This window comes from Corynebacterium mendelii (assembly GCF_017307055.1).
In the GTDB taxonomy this organism is placed as follows: Bacteria; Actinomycetota; Actinomycetes; order Mycobacteriales; family Mycobacteriaceae; genus Corynebacterium; species Corynebacterium mendelii.
On record NZ_JAFLEQ010000003.1, the window covers coordinates 721,199 to 747,957 of the forward strand.

A 26,759-nucleotide genomic window follows, 5' to 3' on the forward strand; every position below is an offset into this window, starting at 1 on the left:
CGTGCACCATTTGCCGGGCCGGGGGGCAACCTTCGGTACCGGGGAATGCGGGTGTGGTGAATGTGTGTGGATAAAGTGTTGGCGGCGACTTTCAACCGCCGCCCGCATCTCTCCCCGGCACCGGGCGCGACCTCATCGCCCCGGTCCGGGGAGTATGTGTATCCGCCCCACCCCTCCAGTCCGCCGCACACGCGGAGTACACGCCGTGCAGTATCGGCACACAACCCACCCCTGGCACATGACAATGCCACAACCGGCTGTGGCTGGGCGGGTAAAACCTGTGGCGCACGGCGCCTAGACCGGATGGAACGGGAATCGTCCCCTTTTTTTGAAAGCGCACCCATGACTGACCCTTTGTTCACTTTCACCGACGACGGTGTGTTCGCGTCCACGGCCACCGGTGAACCGGTGGAGCTGGTGATCACCAGCAAACCGGAGAGCTTTTCACCGGTCATCCACCGTTTCGACTCCACCGAATTCGACTTCACGGTCTTCTCCGGGGGCAGACAGTGGTGGGGTGAGCTGTTGACGGTGCTGGCCGTGCCCGCCGACGGATGGAACGCGCACCCATTGCTCGCCGATCACGGCTTGTTCGACAATCACCCCCAAACAGGCGTCACTGCCGATGCACACCCCTGAGGTGTTGGCGGGGGAACTCACCCGTCTGACCACCGGCCACCGGTGGCGCTGAATTCCCCTTTGCCACCGCCGGTACCCGCGCCCGCACCATGACCCGCCGGAAAGGCCCGAATGAACACCTATCCCCCGTCACCGAACGGCACAAACAACAACTATCCCGGTGCGGCACACCGGACCCGGGTGTCACCGGCGTTTTTCGTCGATGAAGGTGACGGCCCCACCGGCTACTACCACCGTGATCAGCTGGCGCGGATCATCCGCCGCATCAACTCCGGTGACGGTGAGAGGTTCCTCATCGTCCACACCAGCCCGGACGATGACGGGATGACCTACTGCCAGGCATACTTCGACCGGGACGGCTGGCAGGTGGAACACCAGGCGGGAAGTCTCGACAAGCACTACGGGTTGGTCACCGGCGACCACAACCGGGTGTTCGATCTTTTCTGCCGCTGGCTTGACGGTGACCCCTCGTTTTTCACCGAGGACTGGGAAAAAATCGAGATGGATTTCGACGACGACTAGTACCCGGCGGCAGCAGCCGCCACCTGACAGACGACAACCGCCGCTTAGAGGCTTTGCAGACCTTTGTGAAAAAAGGTCCGGGTCCCAAGCGGCGGTTGTGGTGTTTTGAAACCTGCCCGGGTTTTTCATCCCTGGCAGGCACAAGGCAGTGGCTTGTTAGGCGCTGCACTCGTCCCAGTGGCCCTGGTGGGCGTGGTGCAGGTGGCCGTCATGGCGGTAATCGACATGATCGCCGTGGTTGACGGCTTCGTGGCCGCAGCCCTCACCGTGGGTGTGCGGGTGCACCAGGTGCACGTCGTGGTCGAGTTCGCATTCATCCCAGTGACCGTCGTGGTCGTGGTGCAGGTGACCGTCATGGACATAATCGACGTGGTCGCCGTGGTTGAAGGTCTCGTGGCCGCAGTTCTCGCCGTGGGTGTGGGGATGGGTACCGTTATTGTTGTGGCACATAGTGTCGTCCTTGTCGTGTGGTTGATCGGCAGCATCGCAATGGCCCCATTTATTGAAAATGAAAACCATTCATTTGCTGTGTTGATAGCAGTGTAATTGAAAACAGCACACGATTGCAAGCCGTTTTACGACGTGAGGCTAATTTCTTATCGAAAACCCATCCCTGGCTACGGACCCCGTGCCTTTTACCTGTTGAAAACGCAGTGAGTTGGGCCAGCGGGGGTGACTGGGCCGCCCCCGGGAAGGAAAACGGGTCCGCCTCCCCACCCAGGCAGCGTGCCGGACGGTGGTGGAAGCGGACCCGATCCACAAACAGGGTGGCCCTCCCGCCGCTTGTGTGTGGCGGCGGGAGGATTTTATTTGCGCTTGCGCTTTTCGCGGACCCTGACCGCGATACGCACCGGCGAGCCGGGGAAGCCGAATTCCTCCCGGAACATCCGCTCGATGTAGCGGCGGTAGCCGTGCTCGAGGAAACCGGTGGTGAACAACACGATCACCGGAGGCCTGGTGGAAGCCTGGGTGGCAAACAGCACCCGGGGAAGCCTGCCGCCACGCATCGGCGGCGGGTTCTGGGCGATGACAGCCCGCAGCCACGTGTTCAGTTTGCCGGTCGATACCCGCTGGTCCCAGGATTCGAGTGCCTCGATGAGGAAGGGTTCGAGTTTCTGGATGGCGCGGCCGGTTTTGGCGGAGATGTTGATTCTCCTGCACCACGGGATATGGGCCAGCTGCAGGTCGATTTCACGTTCCAGATCGTAGCGGCGGTCCTCATCGACGAGATCCCACTTGTTGTAGGCAATCACCAGCGCCCGGCCGGCATCGACGATCATGCCGAGGACCTTCTGGTCCTGTTCACTGATCGGCTGGGAGGCATCGACCAGGAAGACGCACACTTCTGCCGCGTCAATGGCGGATTTGGTGCGCAGGGAGGCGTAGTACTCGTGCCCGGAGGCGGTTTTGACTTTTTTGCGCAAACCCGCGGTATCGACGAAACGCCACAGTTTCTCGTCCAACTGCACCAGGGAGTCCACCGGGTCAACGGTGGTGCCGGCGACGTCGTCGACCACCGAGCGTTCATCGCCGCTGATTTTGTTCAGCAGCGAGGATTTGCCCACATTGGGTTTGCCGACCAGGGCCACCCTGCGCGGGCCTTCGGTAATCGAGGTGTTGCGCGGCTGGTCGGGGAATGCCTTGATCACCTCGTCGAGCACATCGGCACCACCGCGGCCGTGCTGCGCGGAGACCGGCCACGGGTAGCCCAGGCCCAGGCCCCAGAATTCGGCCACATCGCCGTACTGGGAATCCGAGTCGAACTTGTTGGCCACCAGGATGACCGGCACTTCGGCCCGCTGCAGTTTTTTGGCCATCACATAGTCGGTGTCGGTGATGCCGACTTTGGTGTCGACCACCATGACGATCACATCGGCGGTGGCCATGGCGACCTCGGCCTGGCGGGCGATCGCCTGGTGGATGCCCTTGGCGTCCGGATCCCAGCCGCCGGTGTCCTGCACCAGGTAGCGCTGGCCGTTCCAGTCGGCGATGTAGCTGACCCGGTCACGGGTGACGCCGGGAAAATCTTCCACGACTGCTTCCCGACGGCCGAGAAAACGGTTGACCAGGGTGGATTTGCCGACGTTGGGTCGGCCCACAATAGCGACGGTGCACAGGGCTTCCTCGGTGTGGTCGGCGGTATCGACACCGAACGCTTCCTCGAGTTTCTCCCAGTCTTCATCGGCCAGGTTTTCCCCGAAGTCGGCGTCGCCGAAGGAGGACTCGTCGAATTCGACATCGAACGTGCCGTCGGCGGTGGTGTCGTCGTCTTCCGACCCGCTGTCGAGGTATCCGCCGGCGACAGCCGAGTCGAGCACCACATCGATCAGGCAGTCGACGACTTCGTCGATATCCATGTCGGAGGTATCGATGACAACGGCATCGTCAGCCGGTTTCAGCGGGGACTGCGCCCTGGTGGAATCCAGCTCGTCGCGGCGTTTGACATCGGCCAGCACCTCGTCGAACACGACCTCACGGCCAGCTTGTTTGTCCTGTTCGAAGCGCCTTCTGGCCCGCACTTCGGCGGCGGCGTCGAGATAGATTTTACAGGGCGCGTCCGCCAGCACCACGGTGCCGATGTCGCGGCCCTCGACTACGCAACGCCCGGCCTTGGCGGCCAGTTCACGCTGCAGGGCGACCAGATTTTCCCGCACCTGGGCATAGGAGGACACCGCCGAGACGGTGCGGGTGACCTCTTTGCCGCGGATAACCGACGACACGTCCTTTCCGTCCAGCAGCACCGCCGTGGACTGCGGGTCGTCGGAAATCCCCAGCGGCAGATCGGCGGTAGCGGCAACCACGGCCCGCTCGTCGGCGGGGTCGATGCCCTGGTTGAGCACGTGCAGGGTGGCCACCCGGTACATGGCCCCGGTGTCGAGGTATTTCGCCCCGGTCAACTCCGCGAGGGTGCGGCAGACCGTGGATTTTCCGGTACCCGACGGGCCGTCGACGGCGACGATCAGCCGGCCGCCTTCGGCATTGTCGACAAAGGAGAAATCCTGTGTTGTTGTTTGTTCACTCATCAGTTGCTGCCGTCCTTGCGTCACATGCCCACAGCCTTGTACAGGCTGCGCAGTTCAGAATCGTTGAGTGCCCGGATCGCACCCGGGGTCTGCTCCCCCAGCTGCACGGTGTGGATTTTGGTTCGTACCAGCCGCTCCACCGGGAATCCGGCTTCCTTGAGCAGGCGGCGCACAATATGGGTCCGCCCTTCGTGCAGTTCAACCAGGACGAGGGATTTACCCTGGAAGGCGTCGATGATTTTGGCTTTGTCGGCTTTGGCGAACCCGTCCTCGAGGTCCATCCCGGTGGTCAGCGCGGTGACAAGTTTCTGGTCCGCTTCACCGGTGACGGTGGCCATATAGGTTTTGGTCACCTCGTAGGAGGGGTGCATCAGGCGGTTGGCCAGCTCCCCGTCATTGGTCAGCAGCAGCAGGCCTTCGGTGTCGGCGTCCAGACGCCCGACATGGAACAGCCGCTGCCCGGCGGCGATTTTCTCCCCGACAATATCGCCGACGCACGGCCGGTCCAGATCATCGGACATGGTCGACTGCACGCCCCGCGGCTTGTTGAGCACGAAATACATCATGTCGTCGTTGACGCGGATGCGCACCCCGTCGACACGGATCACCGCGGTGTCGGGGTCGACCCGCATGCCCTGGACGGTCACGATCTGCCCGTTGACTTCGACGCGGGCATCATCAATGAGCTTTTCGGCCTGGCGGCGGGAGGCGACACCGGCACGGGCCAGAACTTTCTGCAGGCGAACCCCCTGCCCGGAAGTGGACTGGGTGGCCTGCCGGGCACGGTCGGCAGAAACATGCTGCCGGCGCGCGGGCTTGGCGTTGGAAACGAAAATGTCGGAGGCTTTCTCACCGGAAGGCCTGCGCCCGCGCTGCGGGCGTGGGCGTTTCCTGTCCGGTGTGCCGTCTCGGCGAGCGGGTGGGGTCACGGTGAATCAAATCCTTCACGTAGAAATCATCTATGGGGTTGTTCTTTTTTTCCGGCGGGATGGCCGAAAAAGGTGGAATACACAGCCGGTCGGCCCGGCGGCCACGGTTTGTTGTGGCATAGTCCACCACGGCATGGTGGCCGCGGCACAGGGGGTCGCAGCCGGGCGGTGACACCGCGCGGCCACTACAGCAGGTGCCCGTGTACTGCGGCAGCTTTGTCGTCTTTTTCAAAGGCGCTGGAATACAGGTGATGACAGGATGCCTGCCACCGACTGCGGTGGCAGCGAGCCGACGCCGACAGCCCAGTGTAGCCCCATCGGGCCGCCCCGGGAAACCGGCCCGCCCGAAGCCGGGTGGTCCCGCCACCCCGGACTGCGCCTGGTGGGGGTAGGCTCGGTGGCACTTGTCTGTCAGCTACCGGGCCGGTGACCGGCTGTGGCCGGCCTTTCGGGAGGATGCATGCCACGACGTTGTCTGCGCGTGATCTGTGCGGCCGCGGCCATGACTGCCGCCGGGTGCGGATTCGCCACCGAACCGCTGCTCGGCAAACTCACCGACGCCGAAGACCAGGGGCGCGACCGGGTGGAGCTGCAGCCCGGGCGGATCTATTCCGAGGGGGCGACCGGTTTTCTGGTGGCCTGCCCCTATCTGCCGCGGGCCACGGTGGAACAGGTGGTGGCGGCCACCGTCACCGACATCCCTTCCTCCGGGTTGCAGGAAGGCTCCAATGCACTGGTGATCACCTATCCGAAGGGTAAAGTGTCGGTGCAGCGTTTCGCCCGTTCCGCGGTTGATTTCTGTTCCCGCGGGGCGCCGGAACCGATCCTGCACCCCATCGACGATGAGGCGGTGTTCGTCCGCGACGGCGACACATGGGTGCTGGAGTTTTTGCAGAACTCGTCCCCCACCGCCGGTGATCGGCACTGACCGGTGGTCAGTAGGACTCGTCGATGGTGTCGATGTCGGGAAGAAGCGGCGCCAAATCCGGCAGTACGGAGATATCGTCGATACCCAGCAGTTCCAGAAACAGCTCCGTGGTGGCGTACAAGTGGGCGCCGGTGGCCTGCTCCTGGCCGACTTCCTTGACCAGTCCACGAAGAAGCAGGGTGCGCATCACCCCGTCCACATTCACCCCGCGGACCCCGGCCACCTGGCTGCGGGTGCACGGCTGCCGGTAGGCCACCACCGCCAGGGTTTCCAGGGCGGCCCGGGTCAGACGTGACTGGGTGCCGTCCAACAGCAGCCGTTCCACCGCCGGGGCGTTGCGGCTGGCGGTGTACAGCCGCCACCCGTCGGTTGTTTCCCGCAGCTCGACACCGGATTCGCGGCCCAGATACTCTTCGCGGATCTGGGTCAAAATCTCCGTGGCCTCGGCGACGGTGCACTCCACCGCCCGGGCAATCAGATCGGCCGGGGCCGGGGAATCAATGACCAGCAGCACCGATTCGATGCGGGAGCGCACCGCCGAGACCACCGGCAACGAACCGGCGCCCGGGCCGGCAGCAGCGGTGGTGGTGTCGGCCTCATCTGGTGTGGGGGACAGCCGGTTGAGGAACTGGGAGGTCGCCGATACCCGCCGTGTGCCGTCGACACTGTGCGGTGTGGGGGTCTCCGGATTCATCTGCGCCTGGCTCCTTTACTCCCCCACGGCGATCGGCCGGTTGGCCCCGGGTGCGGCCCACTCCGACCAGGAGCCGTCATAGACCCGGACATCTTTCCTCCCGGATTCGATGGCGGCCAGCGCATCCACGCAGGCGGTCACCCCTGAGCCGCAGGAGAAAATATAGCTCTCACCGGGTCCACCGACACGGTCGAAGTGGTCGGCCAGCACGTCTGGCGGGGCGATTGTTCCTGCGGGGAACACCTCGGTGAACGGGATATTCCGCGCCCCGGGCATATGACCCGACGGCATACCCGGCCGCGGCTCGGGGTCCTCGCCGGAAAACCGTCCCGCCGAGCGCGCATCAACGACATGGGCGCTGCCGTGGTTTAAATGCCGGGCCACCTCGTCGATATCCACCAGAAGCTCCCCCCGGGCGGGGGCGGTAATCGTGCCACAGGAGACGTTCGACGGGTCAGCCAGCGGTTCGGTGGAGTATCCGGCGGCCACCCATGCTTTCAGTCCCCCGTTGAGAACCGCCACATTGTCCAGTCCCACCACTTTCAAAAGCCACCACACCCGGGGTGCGACCACCATGCCGTGCCGGTCATAGACCACCACCGCCGTGTCATCGCTGATTCCCCGGCGCTGGAAAGCACGCCGCAGATCATCCAGCGGCGGGCAGGTGTGCGGACGGGGATCATCAGCATCAGAGAACTCGCCGTCAATATCGGCGAGAAAAGCCCCCGGAACACCGTTTGCGGACGCGGCCTTATCCCCCATCGAGGCGCACAGCACCACCACGTTCCCGTTGTCTTTGTGGCGGGCAAGCCAGGCGGCATCAACCAGGTTTTTATTCATACGCACACTCATGCCGCCCCAGTGTAGGCGCATCAGGCCCACGCTCGGACAGTCAGCCAGCCGGGGGCCGGGCCGGACAAAAAACTTCACCGAATCATCATCACCGGCAACCGGGCGGAAAAAAGCCGCGGCCTCGGCTGCGCCGCGGGAAAAAACCTTCCACACGGCTGCCCCGGCAGCGGTGGGCACAGCGCGCCAACGGCGACCCGCCCCCACCACAACCGGCCGGCTGATCGCCGCACAGGTGACCGGCTCCCCCACCACGGGGGGGCGAGCCGGTGACGGTTGCGCTGCCGGGGCTGCCTGGTGCAGGGGCCGGAGAAAATCATCCGGGCGCGAAAATCCCCCCCCCGGCACGGTCGTCGCCAGCCGCAGGCGGGATGTCGTCTAGCGCTTTTGCGGTAGGTTGTGGCGTCATGGAAAAATAGCGGCCATGACTGTAATTGAACACCGTTCAGGCGCGCGGGCCGACTCCCCCCGGAAAGTGGTGGCCACCGCGGCTGTCGCCGGAATCGAGATGTGGGAGCGGTTTTCCTTCTACGGCATGCAGGCGATCTGCCTGTACTACCTCTACTGGGAAACCACCCGTGGCGGATTGGGTATTGACCGCACCACCGCCACCGCACTGATGGGCGCCTACGGCGCTTTCGTGTATCTGATGACCCTGGCCGGCGGGTGGACCGCCGACAGGATTTCCGGCCCGGAGAAAACACTGCTCGGCGGTGCCCTGGTATTGGTTGCCGGCCATGCGGTGCTCTCCCTGGTTGCGGGTGTCGCGGGAATCACCGCCGGGTTGCTGTGCGTGGGGCTTGGCTCCGGTTTCCTCAAAGCCTCGGCGGTGACGGTGCTCGGTGCCGCACACCGCGGTGATGCAGGACAGCGGGATGCCGCCTTCCAGGTGTTTTATCTGGGTATCAACATCGGCGCGCTGGCAGGCCCGCTGTTGGTCGGTTTCCTGCAGGTCACCTACGGGTTCCGGGCGGGTTTTGCGGCCGCGGCCATCCTCATGGTCATGGGCGTGGCCAACTATCTTCTTCTCCGCTCGCGCTACCTGGCCGAACTCGGCGGTGAGCTGTCCCGGGAGATCACCCGGCCACGCGCCCCGCTGTCACCGCGGGGACGGATGGTGGCGGCCGCCTGTGTGCCGGCAGGTGCCGCTGCGGTGGCTGCCGCGGTTGCCACCGGGGTTGTCACCCCCGCGAATTCGGCCACGGTGTTGTTGGTTGTCACCCTTGTTGCCGCGGTGACGGCACTGGTGCTGGTCACACGTGATCCGGATCTGGATGCTGCCGACAAGGCCAATACGACCGCGTTCATCCCGGTGCTGATTGCCTCCACGGCCTTTTGGTCTGTTCTCAACCAGACCTACGGGGTGCTGGCCGTGTATTCGGATGTGCGTCTGGACCGGGACTTTTTCGGTCTGACTGTGCCGGCCAGCTGGACGCAGTCGCTCAACCCCTTCTACATCCTGCTGCTGTCGGTACCCATGGCCATGGTGTGGGGACGACTCGGCGACCGGGTGCCGTCGGCGGCGAAAATGGCGGTCGGGGTGATGATCTCCGGCGGCGGGCTGCTGGTGCTGTTGCCGTTTACCGGCGGCCAGGGACAATCGGTGCCCTTTGCGGCACTGGCCCTGGCCGTGCTGGTGATCACCATCGGTGAGCTTCTTGTCGGTCCGGTGGGCATGTCCACCGCCACAGCCCTGGCGCCGGAGAAATACGCCACCCGATTTTCGGCCCTGTATTTCCTCACCATGGCCGCGGGTACCGCGGCGGCCGGTGTGATCAGCAGGTTCTACGACCCGACAGACGCAGCAGCCGAGCGCGGCTATTTCCTCGCCTGCGGGCTGACGGTGATCGCCATCGGACTCGGGTGCCTGTGGGCGGTGAAAGCGCTGGGTGGAAGGACATAGCGCCCTGCTAGGCCGGGCTGCTGTGTCCATCCTCCGCAGAGGGATTTTCCGGTTATTCCCCGGGTGTTGGACCGGTTGCGGGGGCAAGCCCCAACGCGGCGAGCAGCGCGGCGGTGTCAAAGGATTCCGCGGCCATGGCGGCAAACTCCGACCGCTCAAGCTGCCCTGCCCCTTCCGGCAGGCAGCCGAGAAGCGGGCAGCCGGTGACAACCTCGAATTCGGTGAGGTTCAAGTGGGTGGCCAGATCGGGATCGGTGGGAACGGATCCGCCGACAAGACCGGCCACTGTGACTTTCGCATCCCGGGCGGCGGTCACCGTCAGCTCCGCGAGGTTGAGGGAGCCCAGCCCGGTGGAGGTCACCACCACCAGGGGGGCATCCAGCCTGCGGGCCACATCCCTGATGGTCCAGTCATCGGCGATGCGGACCAATAAACCGCCGGCCCCTTCGACCAGAACAACCGTGTCGTCGCCGCTGTCCAGGGCTGCGATCCTGGCGATGGTGTCATCGAAGTCCAGCTGCGTCATCCCCGCCCGGGAGGCCGACTGGTTCGGCGCCAGCGGCTCCGGGTAGCGGGCGAATTCGTGGGTGTCGGTGATACCGCTGAGCCTGGTGACCGTGACCATGTCGCCGCTGCCGGCCGGTTCACCGGTCTGGGCGGGTTTGACGCAGGTGACGGTGAAACCGGCGTCGGCCAGCAGCCGGGCGAGGGCTGCCACGGCCATGGTTTTTCCGACATCGGTGTTGGTGCCGGTGACAACAATGGTTGACATGGGGTGACACTCACTTTCTTTGTGTTGTGGGCTTCGTCGGCCGGGTGACCGCCTGTGCCGGTGGGGCCGGCGGCGCATCCCCGGTGGCGGCATCGACTGCGGCGGTGATCGCATCAATGATGGTGTCCACTTCGCCGGGGGTGCTGACAAACGGCGGCATCGTGTAGATCAACCGGCCGAAAGGCCGCAGCCACACCCCATGGTCGAGGGCCGCTTTCTGGGTGGCGGCCATATCCACCGGGGCTGTCATCTCCACCACGCCGATCGCCCCCAGCACCCGGACATCGGCGACATCCGGCCGCTGCGCAAGGGGGGCCAGCCCGTCGGTGAGCTGGCGTTCAATCCGGGGCACGGCCGTGGTCCAGTACCCGGATTCAATCAGTTCGAGTGATGCTGCGGCGACCGCCGCCGCGAGGGGATTTCCCATGAAAGTCGGACCGTGCATTAACGCGCCGCCCCCGGCCGGGGTTTGGATGGCTTCGGCAACAGCCCGGGTGGCCACGGTGGCGGCCATGGTCATAAACCCACCGGTCAAGGCCTTGCCCAGACATAAAATATCCGGTGTCACACCGGCCCACCGGCAGGCGAACAAATGGCCGGTGCGGCCGAAACCGGTGGCGATCTCATCGGCGATGAACAACCGGTTGCGCCGACGGGCACCGGCGGCGATGGCGGCCACCAGCGACGGGTCGTGAAAACGCATGCCGCCGGCCCCCTGCACCACCGGTTCAACAATCACCGCGGCCACCGTCTCATCGATCAGACCGATGAACTGCTCGGCATAGCTGGCGAGTACCTCCGGCGGCGATCCGATGGGCGGCGGCGGTGGGGCGAAAATCTGTTTCGGCAGGCTGCCCTGCCACAGCGAATGCATGCCGCCGTCAGGGTCACACACACTCATCGGGGCGAAGGTGTCGCCGTGGTAGCCCGACCGCCAGGTCACAAGCCTGTTTCTTTCCGGGTGCCCGATCCCGCGCTGGTACTGCAGCGCCATTTTCACCGCCACCTCGACAGAGACACTCCCGGAGTCGGCGAAAAAGACTTTCTCCAATCCGGGTGGGGTCATGGCAACAATTTTCTCGGCCAACCTCACCGCCGGTTCATGGGTCAGGCCACCGAACATCACATGGCTCATCACATCGATCTGCCGGTGGGCGGCAGCCACCAGTGCGGGATGGCTGTGGCCGTGGCAGGCGCACCACCAGGAACTCATGCCGTCAATGACCCGCCGACCATCCATCAGCGTCAGATACACCCCGCGGGCCTGTGCCACCGGAACCGGCGCAACCGGTGCCGGGGTGGGCGCGTAGGGGTGCCACACGTGTTGCTGGTCGTAGTCAATCACGGCGGCGGGGGAGGAAAAATCGGGCATGGCAACCTCAACTCCGGGGCTGATGGGTTAGCTGGACAGTCGGTGGTGGGTGGACAATCCGGCGCAGCCGGGATTGAACAATGTTCAATCTGTCGCTTCGCGCTCATCGTACACCGCGCGGCGCACAATTTTCGTCACTCCCATGTGCCCGCGGCCACCACCGCCGGATCCACCTCCCGTCCGGTCCAGGCCAGCGACAGCGGGCCGAGCGACTGCTCCTGCCGGGCATCAACGGCCTGTGCCTTGTACAGCTCCAGCAACGCCAGAAAACGGCCGACGACGTGGATGTGGGTTTCACAGTCACACACCAGGGCGGCAAAACTCAGCCAGCTGCCGGGTCCGGCCAGCCGCAGGGCGGTCAGGATTTTTCCGGCCTGCTCCGGGACGGAGACTTTCTGGACGTGGATATGCCCGGTGCCAACCACCTCTGTCGGTCTGGGCCGGAACACCCCGGCGGCAACCTCGGCGAAACTGTCGGGGGTGTGCCCCAGTGACACCGGCGGCAACAGATCGGCGAACTGCTGTTCCGGCCCGACCGCCCGGGCGTAGCGCCGCGGCGCGCCGGCCTGCCAGTGGCTGAACAGATCGGCCACCTGTTTGTAGGCTTTGTACTGCAGCAGGCGGGCAAACAGCAGGTCCCGGGATTCCAGCAGCGCCAAATCTTCTTCACTGTCGACCTCCCCGCGGGGAAGAAGGCGCGCGGTTTTCAGGTCCAGAAGTGTCGCGGCAATGACCAGGAACTCGGTGATCTCATCCAGGTCGGCCGTATCCCCCAACTCCCGGGTGTAGGCAATGAAATCATCGGTCACCCGGGCCAACGCCACCTCGGTGACGTCAAGTTTCTTTTTCCCGATCAGCTGCAGCAACAGATCGAAGGGGCCGGTGAAATTGGCCAGCGCCACCCGGAAACCCGGCAGCTGCTCCTGGTCACCGGGGGCCTCCGGGGCGACGATGGGTGGTTTTGCTGCTGTGTCCGGCCGATCGGCCCCGCTCACAGCCTGTCGGCCCGTTCAATGACTTCCCTGGCCAGGTACCGGTACTGGTCCGCCCCCTGGGATTTCGGTGCCCAGGTGATAATCGGTTCACCGGCCACGGAGGTCTCCGGGAAACGCACCGTCCGGGTGATCACCGCATCGAAGACCTTCTCCCCGAACACCTCCACCACCCGGGACATCACTTCCCGTGAATGGGTGGTGCGCCGGTCGAACATGGTCACCAGGATGCCGAGCACTTCCAGATCGAAGTTGAGCCGGTCACGGACTTTTTCCACTGTGTCGGTCAAAAGCGCCAGGCCCCGCAGTGAGAAGTACTCGCATTCCATGGGGATGATCACCCCCTGCGAACAGGCCAGGGCATTGACGGTGAGCAGCCCCAGCGACGGCTGGCAGTCGAGAATGATGTAGTCGTAGTCGCGGCGCACCTCCCGCAGGGCACGGGCCAGGCACTGTTCACGGCCGACTTCGTTGACCAGCTGGATTTCGGCGGCCGACAAATCGATATTGGCGGGGACCAGGTCCATGCCGAACACGCGGGTGGACAAAATAGCGTCACGGATCGAGTTCGACTGGTCGACCAGGAGGTTGTAGACGGTTAAATCCAGTTCATCGTGCTGGATGCCCAGCCCCGCCGACAATGCGCCCTGCGGATCCAGGTCGACGAGCAGGACTTTGCGGCCGGCTTCCGCCAGGCAGGCCCCCAGGTTGATCGTGGAGGTCGTCTTGCCGACCCCGCCCTTCTGGTTGCACATGGCCAGAATCTTGGCCGGGCCATGATGTTCCAGGGGTTCAGGGTCGGGCAGTTCGCGGCGCTTGCGGCCGGTGAGAGCGTACTCGTCCTCCGGCTTGTCGAACAGCGTTGCGTTCACGATGCCTTCCTTGGCTACTGGTCGGTGGGTGTTGCAGCGGGTGGACGCCGGAAAAAGCGCCCGGCCGCCGGGTGATAGTTACACGGGTGTGTTTTCACCCTGCGGCCACAGCCCACGAGTCTACCTGCCCGGGGGTGTGCCGTGGTGGTGAAACCCTCACCTCCGGGAAACCGGTCGGGAAAAGCTGACCTTTCTGCAGGTCACGCGCCTGCGGCAGACACTCTCACAGTCATGCTGAGGCTGGAGATCGTCAAGGACTGATCCTTGTCAGAAGGTGGCACGGGGGTGGGTCTCCGCCCACACCTGCCGCAGTGAGTCGACGGTGACGTGGGTGTAGATCTGGGTGGTGGTCACCGCGGCATGCCCGAGCAGTTCCTGCACGGAGCGCACATCCGCCCCGCCGAGCAGAAGATGGGTGGCGAAAGAATGCCGCAGGGTGTGCGGGGAGACTTCCTTGTCGATCCCGGCCCCGGCGGCCGCTTTTTTGACGATCTGCCAGATTGATTGGCGCGACAGTGGTCTGCCGAGACTGTTGAGGAACAGCCGGTGGCTGCGGCCTGTCGCCAACACCGGCCGCGCCTGCGTCAGGTAGGCCTGAAGTGCCCGCATCGCGGGCTGGCCGACCGGCACCAGCCGTTGTTTGTTTCCTTTGCCGGTCAGTTTCAGCATCCCGTCCACATCGGTGACATCGTCGACGGTGAGCGCCACAATCTCACTGACCCGGGCGCCGGTACCGTAGAGAAGCTCGAGAACGGCTTTGTCGCGCACCCGCTGCGGATCGGCGGTGGCTCCGCCATCCAGTGCGTCGAGCATGGCGGTGATCTCTTCGATCGACAGCGTCTCCGGCAGGTGGCGGCGCTGGGTGGGCGGGGCCACATCAACAGCCGGATCAGACGACACCCATCCTTCCAGGTGGGCGAATTTGTGCAGGCCCCGGGCAACCACCAGGGCGCGGGCAGCCGATGACGCCGACAACGCCTGTGTCTTGCGGTCTGGGTCACCACGGCGCAAATCGGTCAGATACTGTTCGACCATGGCCGTGGAGACTTCGTCCAGATCATCGATCCCGGCATCGGCGAGCCAGGACAGATAGCGCAGACAATCGCGCCGGTAGCTGGCCAGGGTGTTGTCACTGGCGCCTTTTTCCACCGCCAGATGGTGCAGCCACCCGGCGGCGGCCCGGCCGGCCGGGGTGTCGGGGAATACCTGTGCTGTGCTTCGTCGTCTGGTCACGGATGGGGGTCACACCCTGACTGCTGCATGTTGTGCACGGTGCTACCGGGCGGTGGTGTGCGGATGCTTCATATCGTGTCCAGCACCGACGATCGGGGCCCGCCGATTAGCCATCGAACTCGGGCGCAGGGAAAACGGTGTATCCAGCGGCAGCGGGCCGGAGCGGCCCGCCAGCACGTCCAGTGCCCGGAAAAGGCCGGCGACAGCGATGGAGTTGTTGATCTGGCCGCCGGTGAGCATGGCGTGGATGGTGCTGGCGTCAAACCAGTGGAGTTCCAGCTCGGCTTCCTCGTCCCGGCCTGCGGGCCGGTCAACCGGGTGTAAGTCCCGGGCCAGATACACCCGGACGGCTTCCTCGCAAAAACCGGGGGAAGTGACCAGATCCACAAGCACCGACCAGTCGTCGGCGGCAAGGCCCGCTTCTTCGAGCAGTTCCCTTTTCGCGGTATCGAGTTCATCTTCACCGGCGATGTCCAAAATCCCGGCGGGCAGTTCCCACAGGCGTTTTTTCACGCACTGCCGCCACTGGCGGACCAGTGGGATGCGGCCGCGTTCATCAACGGCGACGACTGCCACCGCCCCGAAATGCTCGACTATTTCACGGGCCGCGAGATTGCCCTGCGGCATGGTGACCATATCGCGGCGCACCCCGATGATCGGGCAGTCGAGAACAAGCTCGCTGTCGGTGACTGTGTAGCTGTGGCTGGTCACGAAGGTGCGGTGCCTTTCATTGTTCACGGAAAAACCATTCCCCCGCCGACGGACCCACGGTCGGCCCGTCGGCGGGAGAAGATGGTCCACGGGCGGATTTGTCGTTTTCCGCCCCGGCTGCAGGTCGCCCCCGGGGCGGTGGCAACCAGCCTATTGCTCCCCGGCATGGTAGGCGATGGCCGCCGAGACCAGCCCGTCGAACAGCGGGTGCGGGTTGGTGGGACGGGACTTGTATTCCGGGTGCGCCTGGGTGGCCACCAGGTAGGGGTGGATGTCGGTGGGGTATTCGACGAATTCGACGAGTTTGCCGTCGGGGGAATGACCGGAGAACACCAGCCCGGAGCCGTCGGCGATCTGCTGTTTGAAGGCGTTGTTGACCTCGTAGCGGTGACGGTGCCTCTCGGAGACTTCCGTCGTGCCGTAGGCGCCGGCCACCACCGAGCCTTCTTTCAGTACCGCCGGGTAGGCGCCCAGCCGCATGGTGCCGCCCATATCGGCTTTACCGGCCACGGCTTCATGCTGGTCGGCCATGGTGGCGATCACCGGTGAGGGGGTCGACGGATCGAATTCGGAGGAGGAGGCATCGGTGATTCCGGCGGTGCGGGCGGCTTCAATGACCACGCACTGCAGGCCGAGGCACAGGCCCAGAAGCGGGATTTTATTGTTCCGGCAGTAGGTGACGGCACCGATTTTGCCCTCGATGCCGCGGATGCCGAATCCGCCGGGAACCACCACACCGTCGACCCCGGCCAGCGCTTCGGCCGCGCCTTCCGGGGTGTCGCAGCGGTCGCTTGCCACCCAGCGGATATTGGTGCGCACCCGGTTGGCGAAACCGCCGGCCCGGATGGCTTCGGTCACCGACAGGTAGGCGTCGGGAAGATCAATGTATTTGCCGACCAGGGCGATGGTGACTTCCCCGTCGGGGTGGTGCACCCGGTCGAGCAGGTCGCCCCACACCGTCCAGTCGACGTCACGGAAGGGCAGGCCGAGTTTCCGGATGAGGAAGGAATCCAGGTGCTCGGAGTGGATGACCTTCGGGATGTTGTAGATCGACGGGGCGTCGGCGCAGGAGATCACGCCTTCTTCCTCGACGTCGCACATCAGCGAGATTTTCTTTTTCAACCCGTCCGGCACCGGACGGTCACAGCGCAGCACCAGCGCATCGGGCATGATGCCGATCGACCGCAGGGCGGCCACCGAATGCTGGGTGGGTTTGGTTTTCAGCTCCCCGGACGGCGCCAGGTACGGCACCAGGGAGACGTGGATGAAGAAAATGTTTTCCCGCCCGACATCGTGGCGGACCTGGCGGACCGCCTCCAGGAAGGGCTGGGATTCAATGTCGCCGACGGTGCCGCCGATCTCGGCGATGACCACATCGGGTTTGTCACCCTTGTCGTCCGGCTGGCCCATCTCGATGACACGGCGTTTGATCTCGTCGGTGATGTGCGGGATGACCTGCACGGTGTGGCCGAGGAATTCGCCGCGGCGTTCCCGGGCGATCACCGTCGAATACACCTTGCCGGTGGTCACGTTGGCGTTGGCCGACAGATTCCGGTTGAGGAAACGCTCGTAGTGGCCCAGATCCAGGTCGGTTTCGGCGCCGTCCTCGGTGACGAAGACCTCACCGTGTTCGAAGGGGTTCATTGTCCCCGGGTCGACATTGAGGTACGGGTCGAGTTTCTGCATCGTCACCGTCAGGCCGCGGGCGGTGAGCAGCTGTCCCAGCGAGGAGGCCGTCAACCCCTTGCCCAGTGACGACGCGACACCGCCGGTGACGAAAATGTACTTGGTTTCGGTGGTCGCACCGCGCAAGTGGGACAAAGTGGATCACTCCCGGTTGATACGGGTGACGCCAGGAAGACATGAGCGTCTGCCTGACTGCGCCACCGCTGGTCGGCTGTTTTTTCTGTCGCGGGTACTCACTGTCGGGCACGGCCCACCTGCCACGGGCGTTGACCGGTGTCACAGACACCGTATCCTGCCGTGAAACAGAAAAAACCGCGGGCGCCCGCCGGTTTGACCGGCCGTGAATCCCACGGGTCTTCAGTCTAACAGTTCACCGCCCACCAGGGTGACCGGCAGGCCGCTAACGCCACTGTCTGTCCCGGCCGGGGCACACCCAGTCGATGGTGACCAGGGACAACAGCGCCCCCGGGACACAGGTGCGGCGGCCGGACAACCGGTGTCCGGGAAAGATGGAAAACAAACCGCGGCACCGCTTGCGGCGGATCCGCCCGGGGCGGGAAAAGTGACAAACGGCCTGCTGCTCGCCCACCCACCCGGACCCGGTCTACTCCGCGGGGGCGGGGGCAGCCCCGTCAGCGGCCGGGGCCGGCGGTGCAGGCGGCTGCGGATTATCCGCTGCGGGCTGCTGCTCGCCGGCTGGACTGTCGGCGTCCCGGTTGTCGGCGTCGGGGGTGGCCTCGTCGCTGTCACGGGTGTCGGGGCGGATGGCGGGGGGTGGTCCCACAGGCACCGGCGGCACGGCCGCCGTGGCGCTGGCGGCGGCACCGAATGCACCGTCGCGGCCCTCCAGTTCACCGCGCACGGCCACCACCACCCCCAGTCGGCCGTAGGCTTTCGACAGCGAATCGATGGTGGTCAGTCCGGGGGTGCCGGCGGCACGGATCAACCCGATCACGCCGGTGTCGCTGGCGGAGACCACCGGTCCCGCGGCCACCACGGCTTTGCCGGTTCCGGCGAAACCGTCGGCGAAACGGGCCTTGGCCCGGGTGGCGAATTCGTCGCCGCTGCCGTCATCGGGGCCGAAGATGATCACCGCGGCGCGGGCCGGGGATATCTCACCCGGGTCGGCGATGTATCCGGCATCGGTCAACGAGTTGAGCACGATCGCCCGCTCCCCGTCGGTGGCGTAGGGGGTGCCGGTGGCGGGCTGCTGCATCAGTGATGCGGCCAGAAGTTCCCCGGCGTGCACCCCGGGATCCAGCCGGGCCTGGCTGAGTGTGCTTCCGGCCGGCAGCACCGAGGTGGCGATGGTTTCCAGCTGATCGGCGCCGGACCGGTCGAAGAATTTCTCCTCCAGCCCGATGCGCCCGGTAACTGTGGCCCCGGCCGTACCCAGCAGTTCAGTCACAGCCGCCACATCCTCCTCGGCGGCGCCGGGGGCCACAATCACGGCCACGGCAACATCGGTGAGCATCCCCTCGACGATCGCCGGGGACTGGTCGTGGATGAACGCATCGGCTGCGGTGGACTGCGCCCGGATGATCGCCGATTCGTTTTCGGCCTGGCGGGCTTTCCGGGTGGCTTCATCGAGGGCGTTTTTGTCCTCCACCCCGGAGAAACCGGGGATGGCCGGGGCCAGAACGAGACTGCCCGCGGCAATACCTGCGGCGGCGCCGAACAGCAGCCCGGGAACAATCCCGCCGTAACGTTTCTTTGTGTATCCCATGGTGTAGGTCTCGATGTCTCCTTAGGTCCGGTCAACCTGCGGCGGATCCGGAACCGGTTGGTGAAAAAAAGGGGGCAGAAGCTGGATAATACGGTGACGGCCACCCGGGGGGCGTCTACTGGCCGACTAGTTCCCGGGCCATCTGCGCGATGGTGGCGAACGTCTGCCCGAGATTGTCGACAAACGCGCCGTCGCCGGCCAGCCCGGCAATGGCCACCACGGTGGCGGCCAGTACCACCAGCCCGATGAGACTGAACAGCCACACGAAACTGTGGGGGGTGCGCATGGTGTACATCTGCACCATCGCGTCGGCATCGACCAGCCGCTGCCCCACTTTCGACCGGGTCAGCAGTGCCGACGGCGTGGCCTGCGGCCGGCCGGCGAACACTTCGTCAAGATCAAGCCCGGCGCCGCAGTTGACGATGAGGCCGGCCCCGTGGAAGTCGGCCAGAAGCAGCGCCAGGTCCGTCGCCGACCGGGTTGCCGCCGGGAAGGTCATCGCCCCGATACCCAAATCCTGGATGCGTTCCAGCCCCACGGCCACCCCGTCGGGGTCGGCGGGAAGAATCACCACCGCCCCCGATTTCAATGCCCCGGTGTCGATGCCGGAGGGGTCGCCGACAATGATGTCCGGGGTGTAGCCGGCCGCCACCAGGCTGTCGGCACCTTCGTCGCAGCCGATGAGAACCGGTTCGGCTTCTTTGATGAAGGGTTTCAGTTTTTTCAGCTGCTCCGCGTGGTCCGGTCCCGGCGAGACCACCAGCACTTTCCGGCCGACAATCGGCACCCGGGTTTCCGGCACCCCCAGTCCGTCAATCAGCAGCGGGGCTTCCGAGTGAATGAACTGGGTGGTGTTGCCGAAAAAGGCCTCCATCCTGTCGGTCAGGGACTGCCGGGCACCGGCGAAAGCCCGCTCCAGCATCGCGGCGTCGAGTACCCGTCCGCGGGCGATGTGGGTGGTGCCGTAAAACAAATCGCCCTCGTCGGTCAGGCGTGCTTTACGGCCGTCTTTGAGACTGCGCCACACATCGGCGCCCACATTGTCGACCAGCATGATTCCGGCGTCGATGAGCATCTGCGGGCCGTAGTTGGGCACCTGGCCGGTGGTGAAGGCGGCAACATTGACCACCGCCGCCGGATGCGACTGGATCAAGCGCTGGGCGAAAGCGCGGCCAATATCGGGTGCGTCCACCACGGCGATGTCTCCGGCAGAGAGCTTTTTCAGGCCCTTGCCGCGCGGTGTGCACTCACGGGTGACACCTTTCAGGCCGGGAAGATCGGAATGACGGTCGAACAGACTCATGGGCTTTACAACTACCCCACCCGCCCGCCCCGGTGGTGGAGGCGCACCGCCGGCGGGACAAAAACACCCCCGCACCCCGGCTGCCTACCGGGTCTCCGTCACCGGCCGGTGACAGGAGGGCGGGCCAACCGGCGCTGCCCGCCTAGGCGAGGCTGTCCCGGTAGCCGGCCGCGGCGGCAAGCAGTTCAGCGGCGTGGGCCCGGCCGGTGTCGGTGTCATCGAGTCCGGCCAGCATGCGGGCCAGCTCCGCGACACGGGTGTCGCCTTCCAGCACCGCAATGCCGCTGGCGGCCCGTTTGCCGTCGGTGATCGATTTCGACACGTGCAGATGCTGGTCGGCAAAGGCCGCGACCTGCGGCAGGTGGGTGACCACAATCACCTGGTTTGTGCGGGCCAGGCTGGCCAGGCGTTTGCCGATTTCGACCGCAGCCCGGCCGCCCACACCGGAATCGACCTCATCGAAGATGAAGGTGCGGGACCCGCCGGCCCCGGCGAGGTTGACCTCCAGGGCGAGCATCACGCGGGACAGTTCACCGCCGCTGGCGGCCTGTGACAGCGGCCGGGCCGGTTCCCCGGGGGCCGCGCCGAGCAGAAACTCCACCTGGTCTTTGCCGCTGCTGCCGACCGGTGTATCGGTGACGGCAATCTCCAGCCTGGATCCCCCCATGGCCAGGCCGGACAGCTCCCCGGTGACGGCCGCGGCCAGCCGGGCGGCCGCCGCGCAGCGGTGGGTGGTCAATTCCTCCGCATCGGCGTCCAGTTGTTTTTTCGCTTCCCGCGTCTGTGCCGAGAGCCGGTCGATCTTTTCGGGTGAAATATCGAGGGTGGCGAGTTTTTTCCCGGCTTTTTCCCGCCAGGCCAGCACCCCGTTGATGTCGGCGGCGTATTTGCGGGTGAGTTGTTTGATCTGCGCCTGGCGGCCAAGAAGTTCTTCCAGTCCCGCCGGGTCCGCGTCCAGGCCGTCGATGAATCCGCCGAGTTCGCGGGAAATATCGCCGAGCTGCGAGGTAATGTCCGCCAACTGTTGGCCGAGACCGGTCAGCACGCTGTCGCTGGTGGACAACAGCTGCTGCTGGGCCGCCCCCAGCTGGTCGGCGGCGGGTTCATTGTCCCCGTAGTAGTCCTGGCCGGGGGCACCGTCGATCAGAGCCAACGCCCGGGTGGCCGCCTCCCGCAGATCGTCGACATCCTGCATACGGCGGATGGTGTTTTTCAGCTCGCTGTCTTCGTCCGGCTGCGGTGCGACCCGGTCGATTTCGTCGATGGCGAATTTCAGCCGGTCGATTTCCTGGGCGGTGTGCCTTGACCGGCCGGTTAATTCTTTCAGTTTGTCGGCCAGCTGTTTCCACTCCCGCCAGGAGCGGGCGACCTTGTCCGCCAGCGGGGCGATTCGTGGGTCGGAGGCGTCAACCACCGCCAACTGTTCGGCCGGGTCGAGCATCCGCATCTGGTCCATCTGTCCGTGGATGGAAAGAAAAGGGGCGGTGAACCCGGCCAGGGTGGCCGCCGGGACGCTGCGGCCGGACAGGTGTGCCCGTGACCGGCCCTGGGCGAAGATTTTCCGCACCGCCACATAGTCGCCGTTTTCATCGGCCTCAGCGCCGGCGTCCGCGGCAACCTGCCGGGCTGCCGTGGCGGCCCTGTCATCCATACCGGAAAAGGAAAAACGCCCCTCCACCACGGCCGCATCGGCCCCGGAACGGACCCGGGAGGGATCACTGCGGTGGCCGCAGATCATTTTCAATCCGGTGACGATCATGGTTTTACCGGCCCCGGTTTCACCGGTCAGTACCGTCAGCCCCGGGGAAAACGTCGCGGTGGCGTGCGGAATGACTCCCAGATTGTCGATCGTGATGTCGGCGAGCATGCCCTCCACACTACCGGCAGCAGGTCACCCGATGATGCGACGGCAACCGGAAACCGCAACCGGGGTGTGGACAACCGTCTGCTGTCCCCCGGCTGCGGGCGGCTACTGCCCCCGGTTGCCGCTGCGGCGGTGTTTGGGGCAGTCGCAGTTGCAGTCACTGTCGCCCGCCGGTCCGCGCCAGCCGGACACCGGCAGCCGGAATTTGGTGACCAGCCGGTCGGTGAAGGTGGAATCATCCAGCCTCACCCACCGGATCGGGTGCACCCCGCGGACGACCTCCACTCTGGCTCCGGGGGGTACTTCAAGGTCACGGAAACCGTCCATGACCGCCACCGCGCCCTGGGTGGACGGGGCGGTTTCCACCACCACCGTCGAATCGGGGCTGACGACCAGTGGTTTGGTGAACAGGGCGTGGGCATTGTTCGGCACCACCAGGATGGCGTCGAGTTCCGGCCACAGCACCGGCCCGCCGGCGGAAAAGGCGTAGGCGGTCGAACCTGTCGGGGAGGAGACAATCACCCCGTCACAGCCGAAAGAACTGACCGGATGGCCGTCGATCTCCAGGATGGCGTCCAGCACGCCCCGCCGGTTGAGATTGTCGATGGACACTTCATTCAGCGCCCAGCCGCTGCCGATGAGGTTGCCGTCCCGGCCGAACACCCGCACATCGATGGTCATGCGGTCGGTGACCCAGTACTGCCCCTCAACCACCCGTTTAATGGCCAGCGCCAGCGAATCCTGCTCCCATTCGGCAAGGAAGCCCACATGCCCGAGGTTGATGCCGAGCACCGGCAACCCCACCCCGTGGGCCACATCGGCGGCCCGCAGGAAGGTGCCGTCCCCGCCCAGCACCAAAATCAGTTCCACCCCTTCGGCGGCTTTCTGCGAATGCGTGTACCGCGGCAGTCCCCGCAGGCCGGGGGTGGCCTCCAACACTGCCGGGTCGCCTTCGGAGGGCTGCATCACACGCACCCCGATACCGGCGGCGGAAAGTTCCGCGGCGGCTTGGGCGCAGGCCCCCAGGTTCGTCGAGCGCCCGGTGTGGGGAACCAGAAGAATGTCGCGTCTGCGCCCTGCTTTCCCGGTTCCCACACAGGGATGGGGGCACTTGTCAGGGTGGGCTGTCACGTGGTGGGTCCTTCCTCAACAGCGCGGCTAACCTGTGCATCAATGGTGGCCCGGTCGGCGACCGGGCAGTCGGGATCAGTGGAAAGCCACAGAAAATATTCGACATTGCCGCTGGGGCCGGGAAGCGGGGAGGCGACCACGCCTTTAAAGCCCAGTCCCAGCGACACCGCGAATTCGGCGACCCCGGCCACCGCGTCGGCCCGCTGCTGCGGGCTGGTGACCACAGCCCCTTTGGGCAGATCGTCTTTACCGACCTCGAACTGGGGTTTGACCATCGGCAGCAGATCGGCACCGGGGGCAAGACAGTCCATCACGGCGGGCAGCACCAGCCGCAGGGAGATAAACGACACATCCCCCACCATCATCTCCACTTCCCCGCCGAGTGTCTTTGGGGTGATGGTGCGGATGTTGGTGCGGTCAACGACGCTGACCCGCGGGTCACGGGCCAGGCGCTGGATCAGCTGGCCGTAGCCGACATCGACGGCCACCACCTGCCTGGCGCCGCGGTCAAGCAGAACGTCGGTGAAACCACCGGTCGATGCCCCGGCGTCGAGGACACGTTTCCCGGCGACGCTCACCCCGGCGGGGCCGAAGGCATCCAGCGCCCCGATAAGTTTGTGCGCCCCGCGGCTGGCCCACTGTTTTTCCACCGGTCCACTGACCCGGATACTGACCCGGTCATCGACCATGGTGGCGGGTTTGGCCGCGACGAAACCGCCCACCTCAACCCTGCCGGCCCCGATGAGTTCACGGGCCGCCTCCCGGGAGCGGGCGATTTTCCGGCGGACAAGCTCCTTGTCCAACCGTGCACGTGGCGACATAGACCGTCACCTTTCATCAAGCAGACAACTTCTCTTTTAAAAAAACCCAGGCGGGACGCGAGCCGGCAGAACACTGACGACAGCGCCGCAGCCGGCTGTGCCGGACATCCTCGGATCATCCGGGGCGGGAGCTGTGACACAACCTCACCCACACCCCCGTCACCGCGACACCCTACCCGAGGGCGCGGCCGAGTATCTCATGCGCCCTGGCCAGCTGGTCTGCTTCCGCGACAGGATCCGGGTTGTCGAAGTCCAGGATCAAAGCCATCGCCCGGTCGATCTCTTCCGGGGTCATCACCGGTGTCGACGGGTCGCGGGGCACCGGAGGCTGTCCGGGGCGCGGATTGTCTACCACCACCGTGCCACCACTTTCTCCGCGGCCGGGGAGTCGGCCCGCACCGCCGCCGGTACCGGACCGCCGTCCCAGGCGCAGGCCAACACAGTGCGAAGCCCGGCGATAAACCGCGACGAGTCATCTCCGCCGGACAACACAATTGTCCCGCCCTCCCGGCGGGCGGTGAACCCGTCCTGCGCCTGTGGTGTGAGAGCTGTTGTTTCTTCTGACAACGCCCGCAGATCCTCTGCCACCATCACCGGCCGCAGATTCTTTTCGGCTGTGAGCAGCGCCTGCGGGCCACTGACCCCGGTCAACACCTGCAGGGTTGCCTGCCCGGCATTGTTGCCGCCGGCAATATCGGTATCCAGCCGGTCCCCGATGGCCAGGGGGTTGGCCACACCGAGTGCTTTTTTCGCCTGCTCAAACATGGTGGGCGCTGGTTTTCCCGCCGACTGCGGATCCACCCCGGTGGAGTGGACCACGGCCATGACCATGGCACCGTTGCCGACGGTCATGCCCCGTTCGGCGGGCAGTTGCAGATCCCGGTTGGTGGCGATGTAACGCGCCCCGGCCCGGATGGCCAGGGCGGCCTCGGACAATTCGGCCCAGCCGGTATCGGGGCTGTGGCCGTGGATGACACCGTCCGGGTGATCATCGGCTGTTCTGGTGGCGGTGAAACCGGCCTTTTCTACCAGCTGGGCCAGCGTGTCGGTGCCGAGCACAAGAATCACCGATCCTGCGGGAAAAATCTCTTTGAGCATCCCCACGCCCGCCATGGCAGAGGTCATGACCTGCTCTTCCGTGGCGGGTATCCCCATGCCGGACAGTGAGGCGGCCACATCGGAGGGAAGACGGCTGGCATTGTTGGTGATGTACATCACCGGGCAGGTGACGTGTGCCAACGCTTCCCGGGCATGGTCGATGGGGCGACCGCCCTCGTAGACGGTGCCGTCACAATCAAGGAACAGGGCGTCGAAGTCATCCAAACACGTCATGGATGACATCATAACGGCGCAGCGGTGAACCGTCGTGATCGTGCCGGACATCCCACCGCCGCCAAGCCGCCGACCGGCCGAAACAACAGCCAGCACCCCGGCTCGAGCAGCTCCGGCACAAGACGGTGGAGAAAGTGGCGACGGCCGGGCACAAAAAATCCGGTGCACCGGCCGCGCCCAAGGTCGGCGGGCGGGTGCACCGGGAGACAAAAACAACCGTGATCTACTGGTTGGCGGTCAGCTGACGGATGCGGTCGGCTGAATCATAGAGTTCCTCGGTATCGGCTGTGTCGGCGTAGCCGAACCACTCCACAGCCTCCGCCGTCCGCCCGGAGGCCGCCAGCGCATCGGCATAGGCGTAGAGCAGCCGGGTATTGGCGAAGCTGTCTTTGTCCGGATCCGGATTGGCCAGCGCCAGTTCAGCCACGGCCCCGTCCGGGTCATCCATATCCCGCCGGGCCCCGGCAGCCACAATCGCCAATTCGATGCGCTGATCGCCGTCCAAATCGGCGGCTTCCTCAGAGCGGGCAATCTCAATGGCCTTGTGGGGGCGGCCCAGCCCCCGTTCACAGTCGGCGATGACAGCCAGGAGACCGGGGCCACCGCTCATTCGCCGGGCGGCACGCAGCTCCGAGACCGCTTCCTTCCACTCCCCGGCGTGGTAGGCGGCGATACCGCAGGTTTCCCGGACAACAGCGACCCGTCCGGCCCGGTTTTTCGCCGCCCGGGCATGCTCGAGGGCGCGCTGCGGATTCTCCCCCATCAGCTGCGCGGCCATCACCATATGCCGACCCACCTGCTCTGCATTGTCCCGTGTGAGGCTGCGCAAATCCTGCAGCACGGTGGAATCGAGATCCTTGGCCGTGACGTCTTCCGGAATGGACGGCTCATTGCGTTTGGACTCACGCCGTTGCTCGGCGAAACCGGGACGGTGCGGGCCGCTGGAACGGTGATGCTGCGAATTCTCACGCTGGCCACCACCCCCGCGGCGGTCGTTGCCACGGCCCCCGCGACGCTCCCCGGAACGTCGCTCGTCCCGGTCGTTGTGGCGCCGCCCGCCGCCGCGCCGGTCATCCCGCTCGCCGTAGCGGCGTTCACCGTCGCGCCGGTCGTTGCGGCGTTCCCCATCCCGGCGGTCATCACGGCCGCGATCCCGGGACGGCCGCCCGTGATCCCGGTCACTGGCTCCGCGGCTGGACCGCCGCCGGTCGTTGTCGTTGCGCTCGTAACGGGAGTCGCCCATCGCTTGCTTTCTGCCTTTCGGTCCTTTTTAAAAAAGTGCACTATGTGTTTCAATATCTGCCGGGTAAAGCCTACAGCCAAGCCGGCAAAACAAAAACCGTGGCCGGTCAGAATTCTCTGATCCGGCCACGGTCCTTATTTACTCATGTTTGGTGTCGGCGGTGTCTTACTCTCCCACACACTCCCGTGTGCAGTACCATCAGCGCTGGTAGGCT

The 26,759-nt window shown here is 65.3% G+C and carries 24 protein-coding genes; 4 read left to right on the top strand and 20 right to left on the bottom strand.

All coding sequences use genetic code 11. From position 1 onward, the window contains the following. Positions 1 to 342 precede the first annotated feature (342 nt). Positions 343 to 639 (top strand): hypothetical protein, encoded by a 297-nt coding sequence (locus JZY06_RS02845; RefSeq protein WP_207118258.1) that lies wholly within the window; start codon positions 343 to 345, stop codon positions 637 to 639. A 111-nt stretch (positions 640 to 750) separates the two neighbouring features. Further along, positions 751 to 1,161, top strand: coding sequence for a hypothetical protein (locus JZY06_RS02850; protein ID WP_207118259.1), 411 nt, complete (start codon positions 751 to 753; stop codon positions 1,159 to 1,161). A gap of 156 nt (positions 1,162 to 1,317) precedes the next feature. Here the strand turns inward: JZY06_RS02850 and JZY06_RS02855 are convergent, their stop codons facing one another. The 3 genes from JZY06_RS02855 to JZY06_RS02865 form a co-directional block, all read right to left on the bottom strand. Beyond that, the gene (locus JZY06_RS02855; RefSeq protein WP_207118260.1) at positions 1,318 to 1,611 is read right to left on the bottom strand and encodes a hypothetical protein; all 294 of its coding nucleotides are present in this window, start codon (positions 1,609 to 1,611) and stop codon (positions 1,318 to 1,320) included. A 356-nt stretch (positions 1,612 to 1,967) separates the two neighbouring features. Beyond that, the gene (gene der / locus JZY06_RS02860; protein WP_207118261.1) at positions 1,968 to 4,184 is read right to left on the bottom strand and encodes a bifunctional cytidylate kinase/GTPase Der; all 2,217 of its coding nucleotides are present in this window, start codon (positions 4,182 to 4,184) and stop codon (positions 1,968 to 1,970) included. Positions 4,185 to 4,204: 20 nt separating this feature from the next. Then, complete coding sequence (locus JZY06_RS02865; protein WP_207118262.1) at positions 4,205 to 5,113, bottom strand: pseudouridine synthase; 909 nt, start codon at positions 5,111 to 5,113, stop codon at positions 4,205 to 4,207. A gap of 460 nt (positions 5,114 to 5,573) precedes the next feature. On the opposite strand from JZY06_RS02865, the gene JZY06_RS02870 reads away from it, so the two are divergent. Continuing rightward, positions 5,574 to 6,041 carry a hypothetical protein gene (locus tag JZY06_RS02870; protein WP_207118263.1) on the top strand — a complete coding sequence of 156 codons (468 nt, stop codon included), beginning with the start codon at positions 5,574 to 5,576 and terminating at the stop codon, positions 6,039 to 6,041. Positions 6,042 to 6,048: 7 nt separating this feature from the next. Here JZY06_RS02870 and scpB read toward each other — a convergent pair whose 3' ends face one another. Both scpB and JZY06_RS02880 read right to left on the bottom strand, forming a co-directional pair. Beyond that, positions 6,049 to 6,735, bottom strand: a complete 687-nt coding sequence (gene scpB, locus JZY06_RS02875) for an SMC-Scp complex subunit ScpB (protein WP_207118264.1) — start codon at positions 6,733 to 6,735, stop codon at positions 6,049 to 6,051. A gap of 15 nt (positions 6,736 to 6,750) precedes the next feature. Then, the gene (locus tag JZY06_RS02880; RefSeq protein WP_242516451.1) at positions 6,751 to 7,587 is read right to left on the bottom strand and encodes a sulfurtransferase; all 837 of its coding nucleotides are present in this window, start codon (positions 7,585 to 7,587) and stop codon (positions 6,751 to 6,753) included. A gap of 421 nt (positions 7,588 to 8,008) precedes the next feature. Here JZY06_RS02880 and JZY06_RS02885 point away from each other — a divergent pair, with 421 nt between their 5' ends. After that, entirely contained in the window at positions 8,009 to 9,487 is a 1,479-nt protein-coding gene (locus JZY06_RS02885) for a peptide MFS transporter (protein ID WP_207118265.1), read from the top strand. A gap of 52 nt (positions 9,488 to 9,539) precedes the next feature. Here the strand turns inward: JZY06_RS02885 and bioD are convergent, their stop codons facing one another. From bioD to JZY06_RS02960, 15 genes are all read right to left on the bottom strand, one after another. After that, on the bottom strand, positions 9,540 to 10,259 hold the full coding sequence (bioD, locus tag JZY06_RS02890) for a dethiobiotin synthase (RefSeq protein WP_207118266.1): 720 nt from the start codon (positions 10,257 to 10,259) through the stop codon (positions 9,540 to 9,542). A 10-nt stretch (positions 10,260 to 10,269) separates the two neighbouring features. Beyond that, positions 10,270 to 11,631, bottom strand: coding sequence for an adenosylmethionine--8-amino-7-oxononanoate transaminase (locus JZY06_RS02895; RefSeq protein ID WP_207118267.1), 1,362 nt, complete (start codon positions 11,629 to 11,631; stop codon positions 10,270 to 10,272). Positions 11,632 to 11,765: 134 nt separating this feature from the next. Further along, on the bottom strand, positions 11,766 to 12,584 hold the full coding sequence (locus JZY06_RS02900) for a segregation and condensation protein A (RefSeq protein ID WP_207118331.1): 819 nt from the start codon (positions 12,582 to 12,584) through the stop codon (positions 11,766 to 11,768). A gap of 38 nt (positions 12,585 to 12,622) precedes the next feature. After that, positions 12,623 to 13,498, bottom strand: coding sequence for a ParA family protein (locus JZY06_RS02905; protein WP_207118332.1), 876 nt, complete (start codon positions 13,496 to 13,498; stop codon positions 12,623 to 12,625). Between the two features lie 264 nt (positions 13,499 to 13,762). Beyond that, entirely contained in the window at positions 13,763 to 14,728 is a 966-nt protein-coding gene (xerD, locus tag JZY06_RS02910) for a site-specific tyrosine recombinase XerD (RefSeq protein WP_207118268.1), read from the bottom strand. A 42-nt stretch (positions 14,729 to 14,770) separates the two neighbouring features. Next, a complete protein-coding gene (locus JZY06_RS02915; RefSeq protein ID WP_330617050.1) occupies positions 14,771 to 15,466 on the bottom strand; it encodes an NUDIX hydrolase in 696 nt (231 codons plus the stop codon). 123 nt (positions 15,467 to 15,589) lie between these two features. Then, a complete protein-coding gene (locus JZY06_RS02920; RefSeq protein WP_207118269.1) occupies positions 15,590 to 17,260 on the bottom strand; it encodes a CTP synthase in 1,671 nt (556 codons plus the stop codon). Between the two features lie 469 nt (positions 17,261 to 17,729). Next, positions 17,730 to 18,851: a copper transporter gene (locus JZY06_RS02925; protein ID WP_207118270.1), complete on the bottom strand. Its 1,122-nt coding sequence runs from the start codon at positions 18,849 to 18,851 to the stop codon at positions 17,730 to 17,732. A 115-nt stretch (positions 18,852 to 18,966) separates the two neighbouring features. Further along, entirely contained in the window at positions 18,967 to 20,154 is a 1,188-nt protein-coding gene (steA, locus tag JZY06_RS02930; protein ID WP_207118271.1) for a putative cytokinetic ring protein SteA, read from the bottom strand. A 142-nt stretch (positions 20,155 to 20,296) separates the two neighbouring features. Continuing rightward, the gene (gene recN, locus JZY06_RS02935; RefSeq protein ID WP_207118272.1) at positions 20,297 to 22,021 is read right to left on the bottom strand and encodes a DNA repair protein RecN; all 1,725 of its coding nucleotides are present in this window, start codon (positions 22,019 to 22,021) and stop codon (positions 20,297 to 20,299) included. 102 nt (positions 22,022 to 22,123) lie between these two features. Then, a complete protein-coding gene (locus JZY06_RS02940) occupies positions 22,124 to 23,113 on the bottom strand; it encodes an NAD kinase (protein ID WP_207118334.1) in 990 nt (329 codons plus the stop codon). A gap of 32 nt (positions 23,114 to 23,145) precedes the next feature. Continuing rightward, on the bottom strand, positions 23,146 to 23,970 hold the full coding sequence (locus JZY06_RS02945) for a TlyA family RNA methyltransferase (protein WP_207118273.1): 825 nt from the start codon (positions 23,968 to 23,970) through the stop codon (positions 23,146 to 23,148). Between the two features lie 172 nt (positions 23,971 to 24,142). Next, entirely contained in the window at positions 24,143 to 24,328 is a 186-nt protein-coding gene (locus JZY06_RS02950; RefSeq protein ID WP_207118335.1) for a hypothetical protein, read from the bottom strand. After that, positions 24,319 to 25,302, bottom strand: coding sequence for an HAD-IIA family hydrolase (locus JZY06_RS02955; RefSeq protein ID WP_207118274.1), 984 nt, complete (start codon positions 25,300 to 25,302; stop codon positions 24,319 to 24,321). The genes JZY06_RS02950 and JZY06_RS02955 overlap by 10 nt, the downstream gene beginning before the upstream one ends. 223 nt (positions 25,303 to 25,525) lie before the next feature. After that, on the bottom strand, positions 25,526 to 26,545 hold the full coding sequence (locus tag JZY06_RS02960; protein ID WP_207118275.1) for a hypothetical protein: 1,020 nt from the start codon (positions 26,543 to 26,545) through the stop codon (positions 25,526 to 25,528). Positions 26,546 to 26,759 lie beyond the last annotated feature (214 nt).

Coding starts and splice junctions, on each gene's coding strand:
- JZY06_RS02870 (WP_207118263.1), top strand. CDS start 5,574: ATGCCACGACGTTGTCTGCGCGTGATCTGTGCGGCCGCGGCCATGACT.
- JZY06_RS02960 (WP_207118275.1), bottom strand. CDS start 26,545: ATGGGCGACTCCCGTTACGAGCGCAACGACAACGACCGGCGGCGGTCC.
- der (WP_207118261.1), bottom strand. CDS start 4,184: ATGAGTGAACAAACAACAACACAGGATTTCTCCTTTGTCGACAATGCC.
- bioD (WP_207118266.1), bottom strand. CDS start 10,259: ATGTCAACCATTGTTGTCACCGGCACCAACACCGATGTCGGAAAAACC.
- steA (WP_207118271.1), bottom strand. CDS start 20,154: ATGAGTCTGTTCGACCGTCATTCCGATCTTCCCGGCCTGAAAGGTGTC.
- JZY06_RS02925 (WP_207118270.1), bottom strand. CDS start 18,851: ATGGGATACACAAAGAAACGTTACGGCGGGATTGTTCCCGGGCTGCTG.
- JZY06_RS02955 (WP_207118274.1), bottom strand. CDS start 25,302: ATGACGTGTTTGGATGACTTCGACGCCCTGTTCCTTGATTGTGACGGC.
- scpB (WP_207118264.1), bottom strand. CDS start 6,735: ATGAATCCGGAGACCCCCACACCGCACAGTGTCGACGGCACACGGCGG.
- JZY06_RS02845 (WP_207118258.1), top strand. CDS start 343: ATGACTGACCCTTTGTTCACTTTCACCGACGACGGTGTGTTCGCGTCC.
- JZY06_RS02850 (WP_207118259.1), top strand. CDS start 751: ATGAACACCTATCCCCCGTCACCGAACGGCACAAACAACAACTATCCC.
- recN (WP_207118272.1), bottom strand. CDS start 22,021: ATGCTCGCCGACATCACGATCGACAATCTGGGAGTCATTCCGCACGCC.
- JZY06_RS02855 (WP_207118260.1), bottom strand. CDS start 1,611: ATGTGCCACAACAATAACGGTACCCATCCCCACACCCACGGCGAGAAC.
- JZY06_RS02945 (WP_207118273.1), bottom strand. CDS start 23,970: ATGTCGCCACGTGCACGGTTGGACAAGGAGCTTGTCCGCCGGAAAATC.
- JZY06_RS02895 (WP_207118267.1), bottom strand. CDS start 11,631: ATGCCCGATTTTTCCTCCCCCGCCGCCGTGATTGACTACGACCAGCAA.
- JZY06_RS02885 (WP_207118265.1), top strand. CDS start 8,009: ATGACTGTAATTGAACACCGTTCAGGCGCGCGGGCCGACTCCCCCCGG.
- JZY06_RS02880 (WP_242516451.1), bottom strand. CDS start 7,587: ATGAGTGTGCGTATGAATAAAAACCTGGTTGATGCCGCCTGGCTTGCC.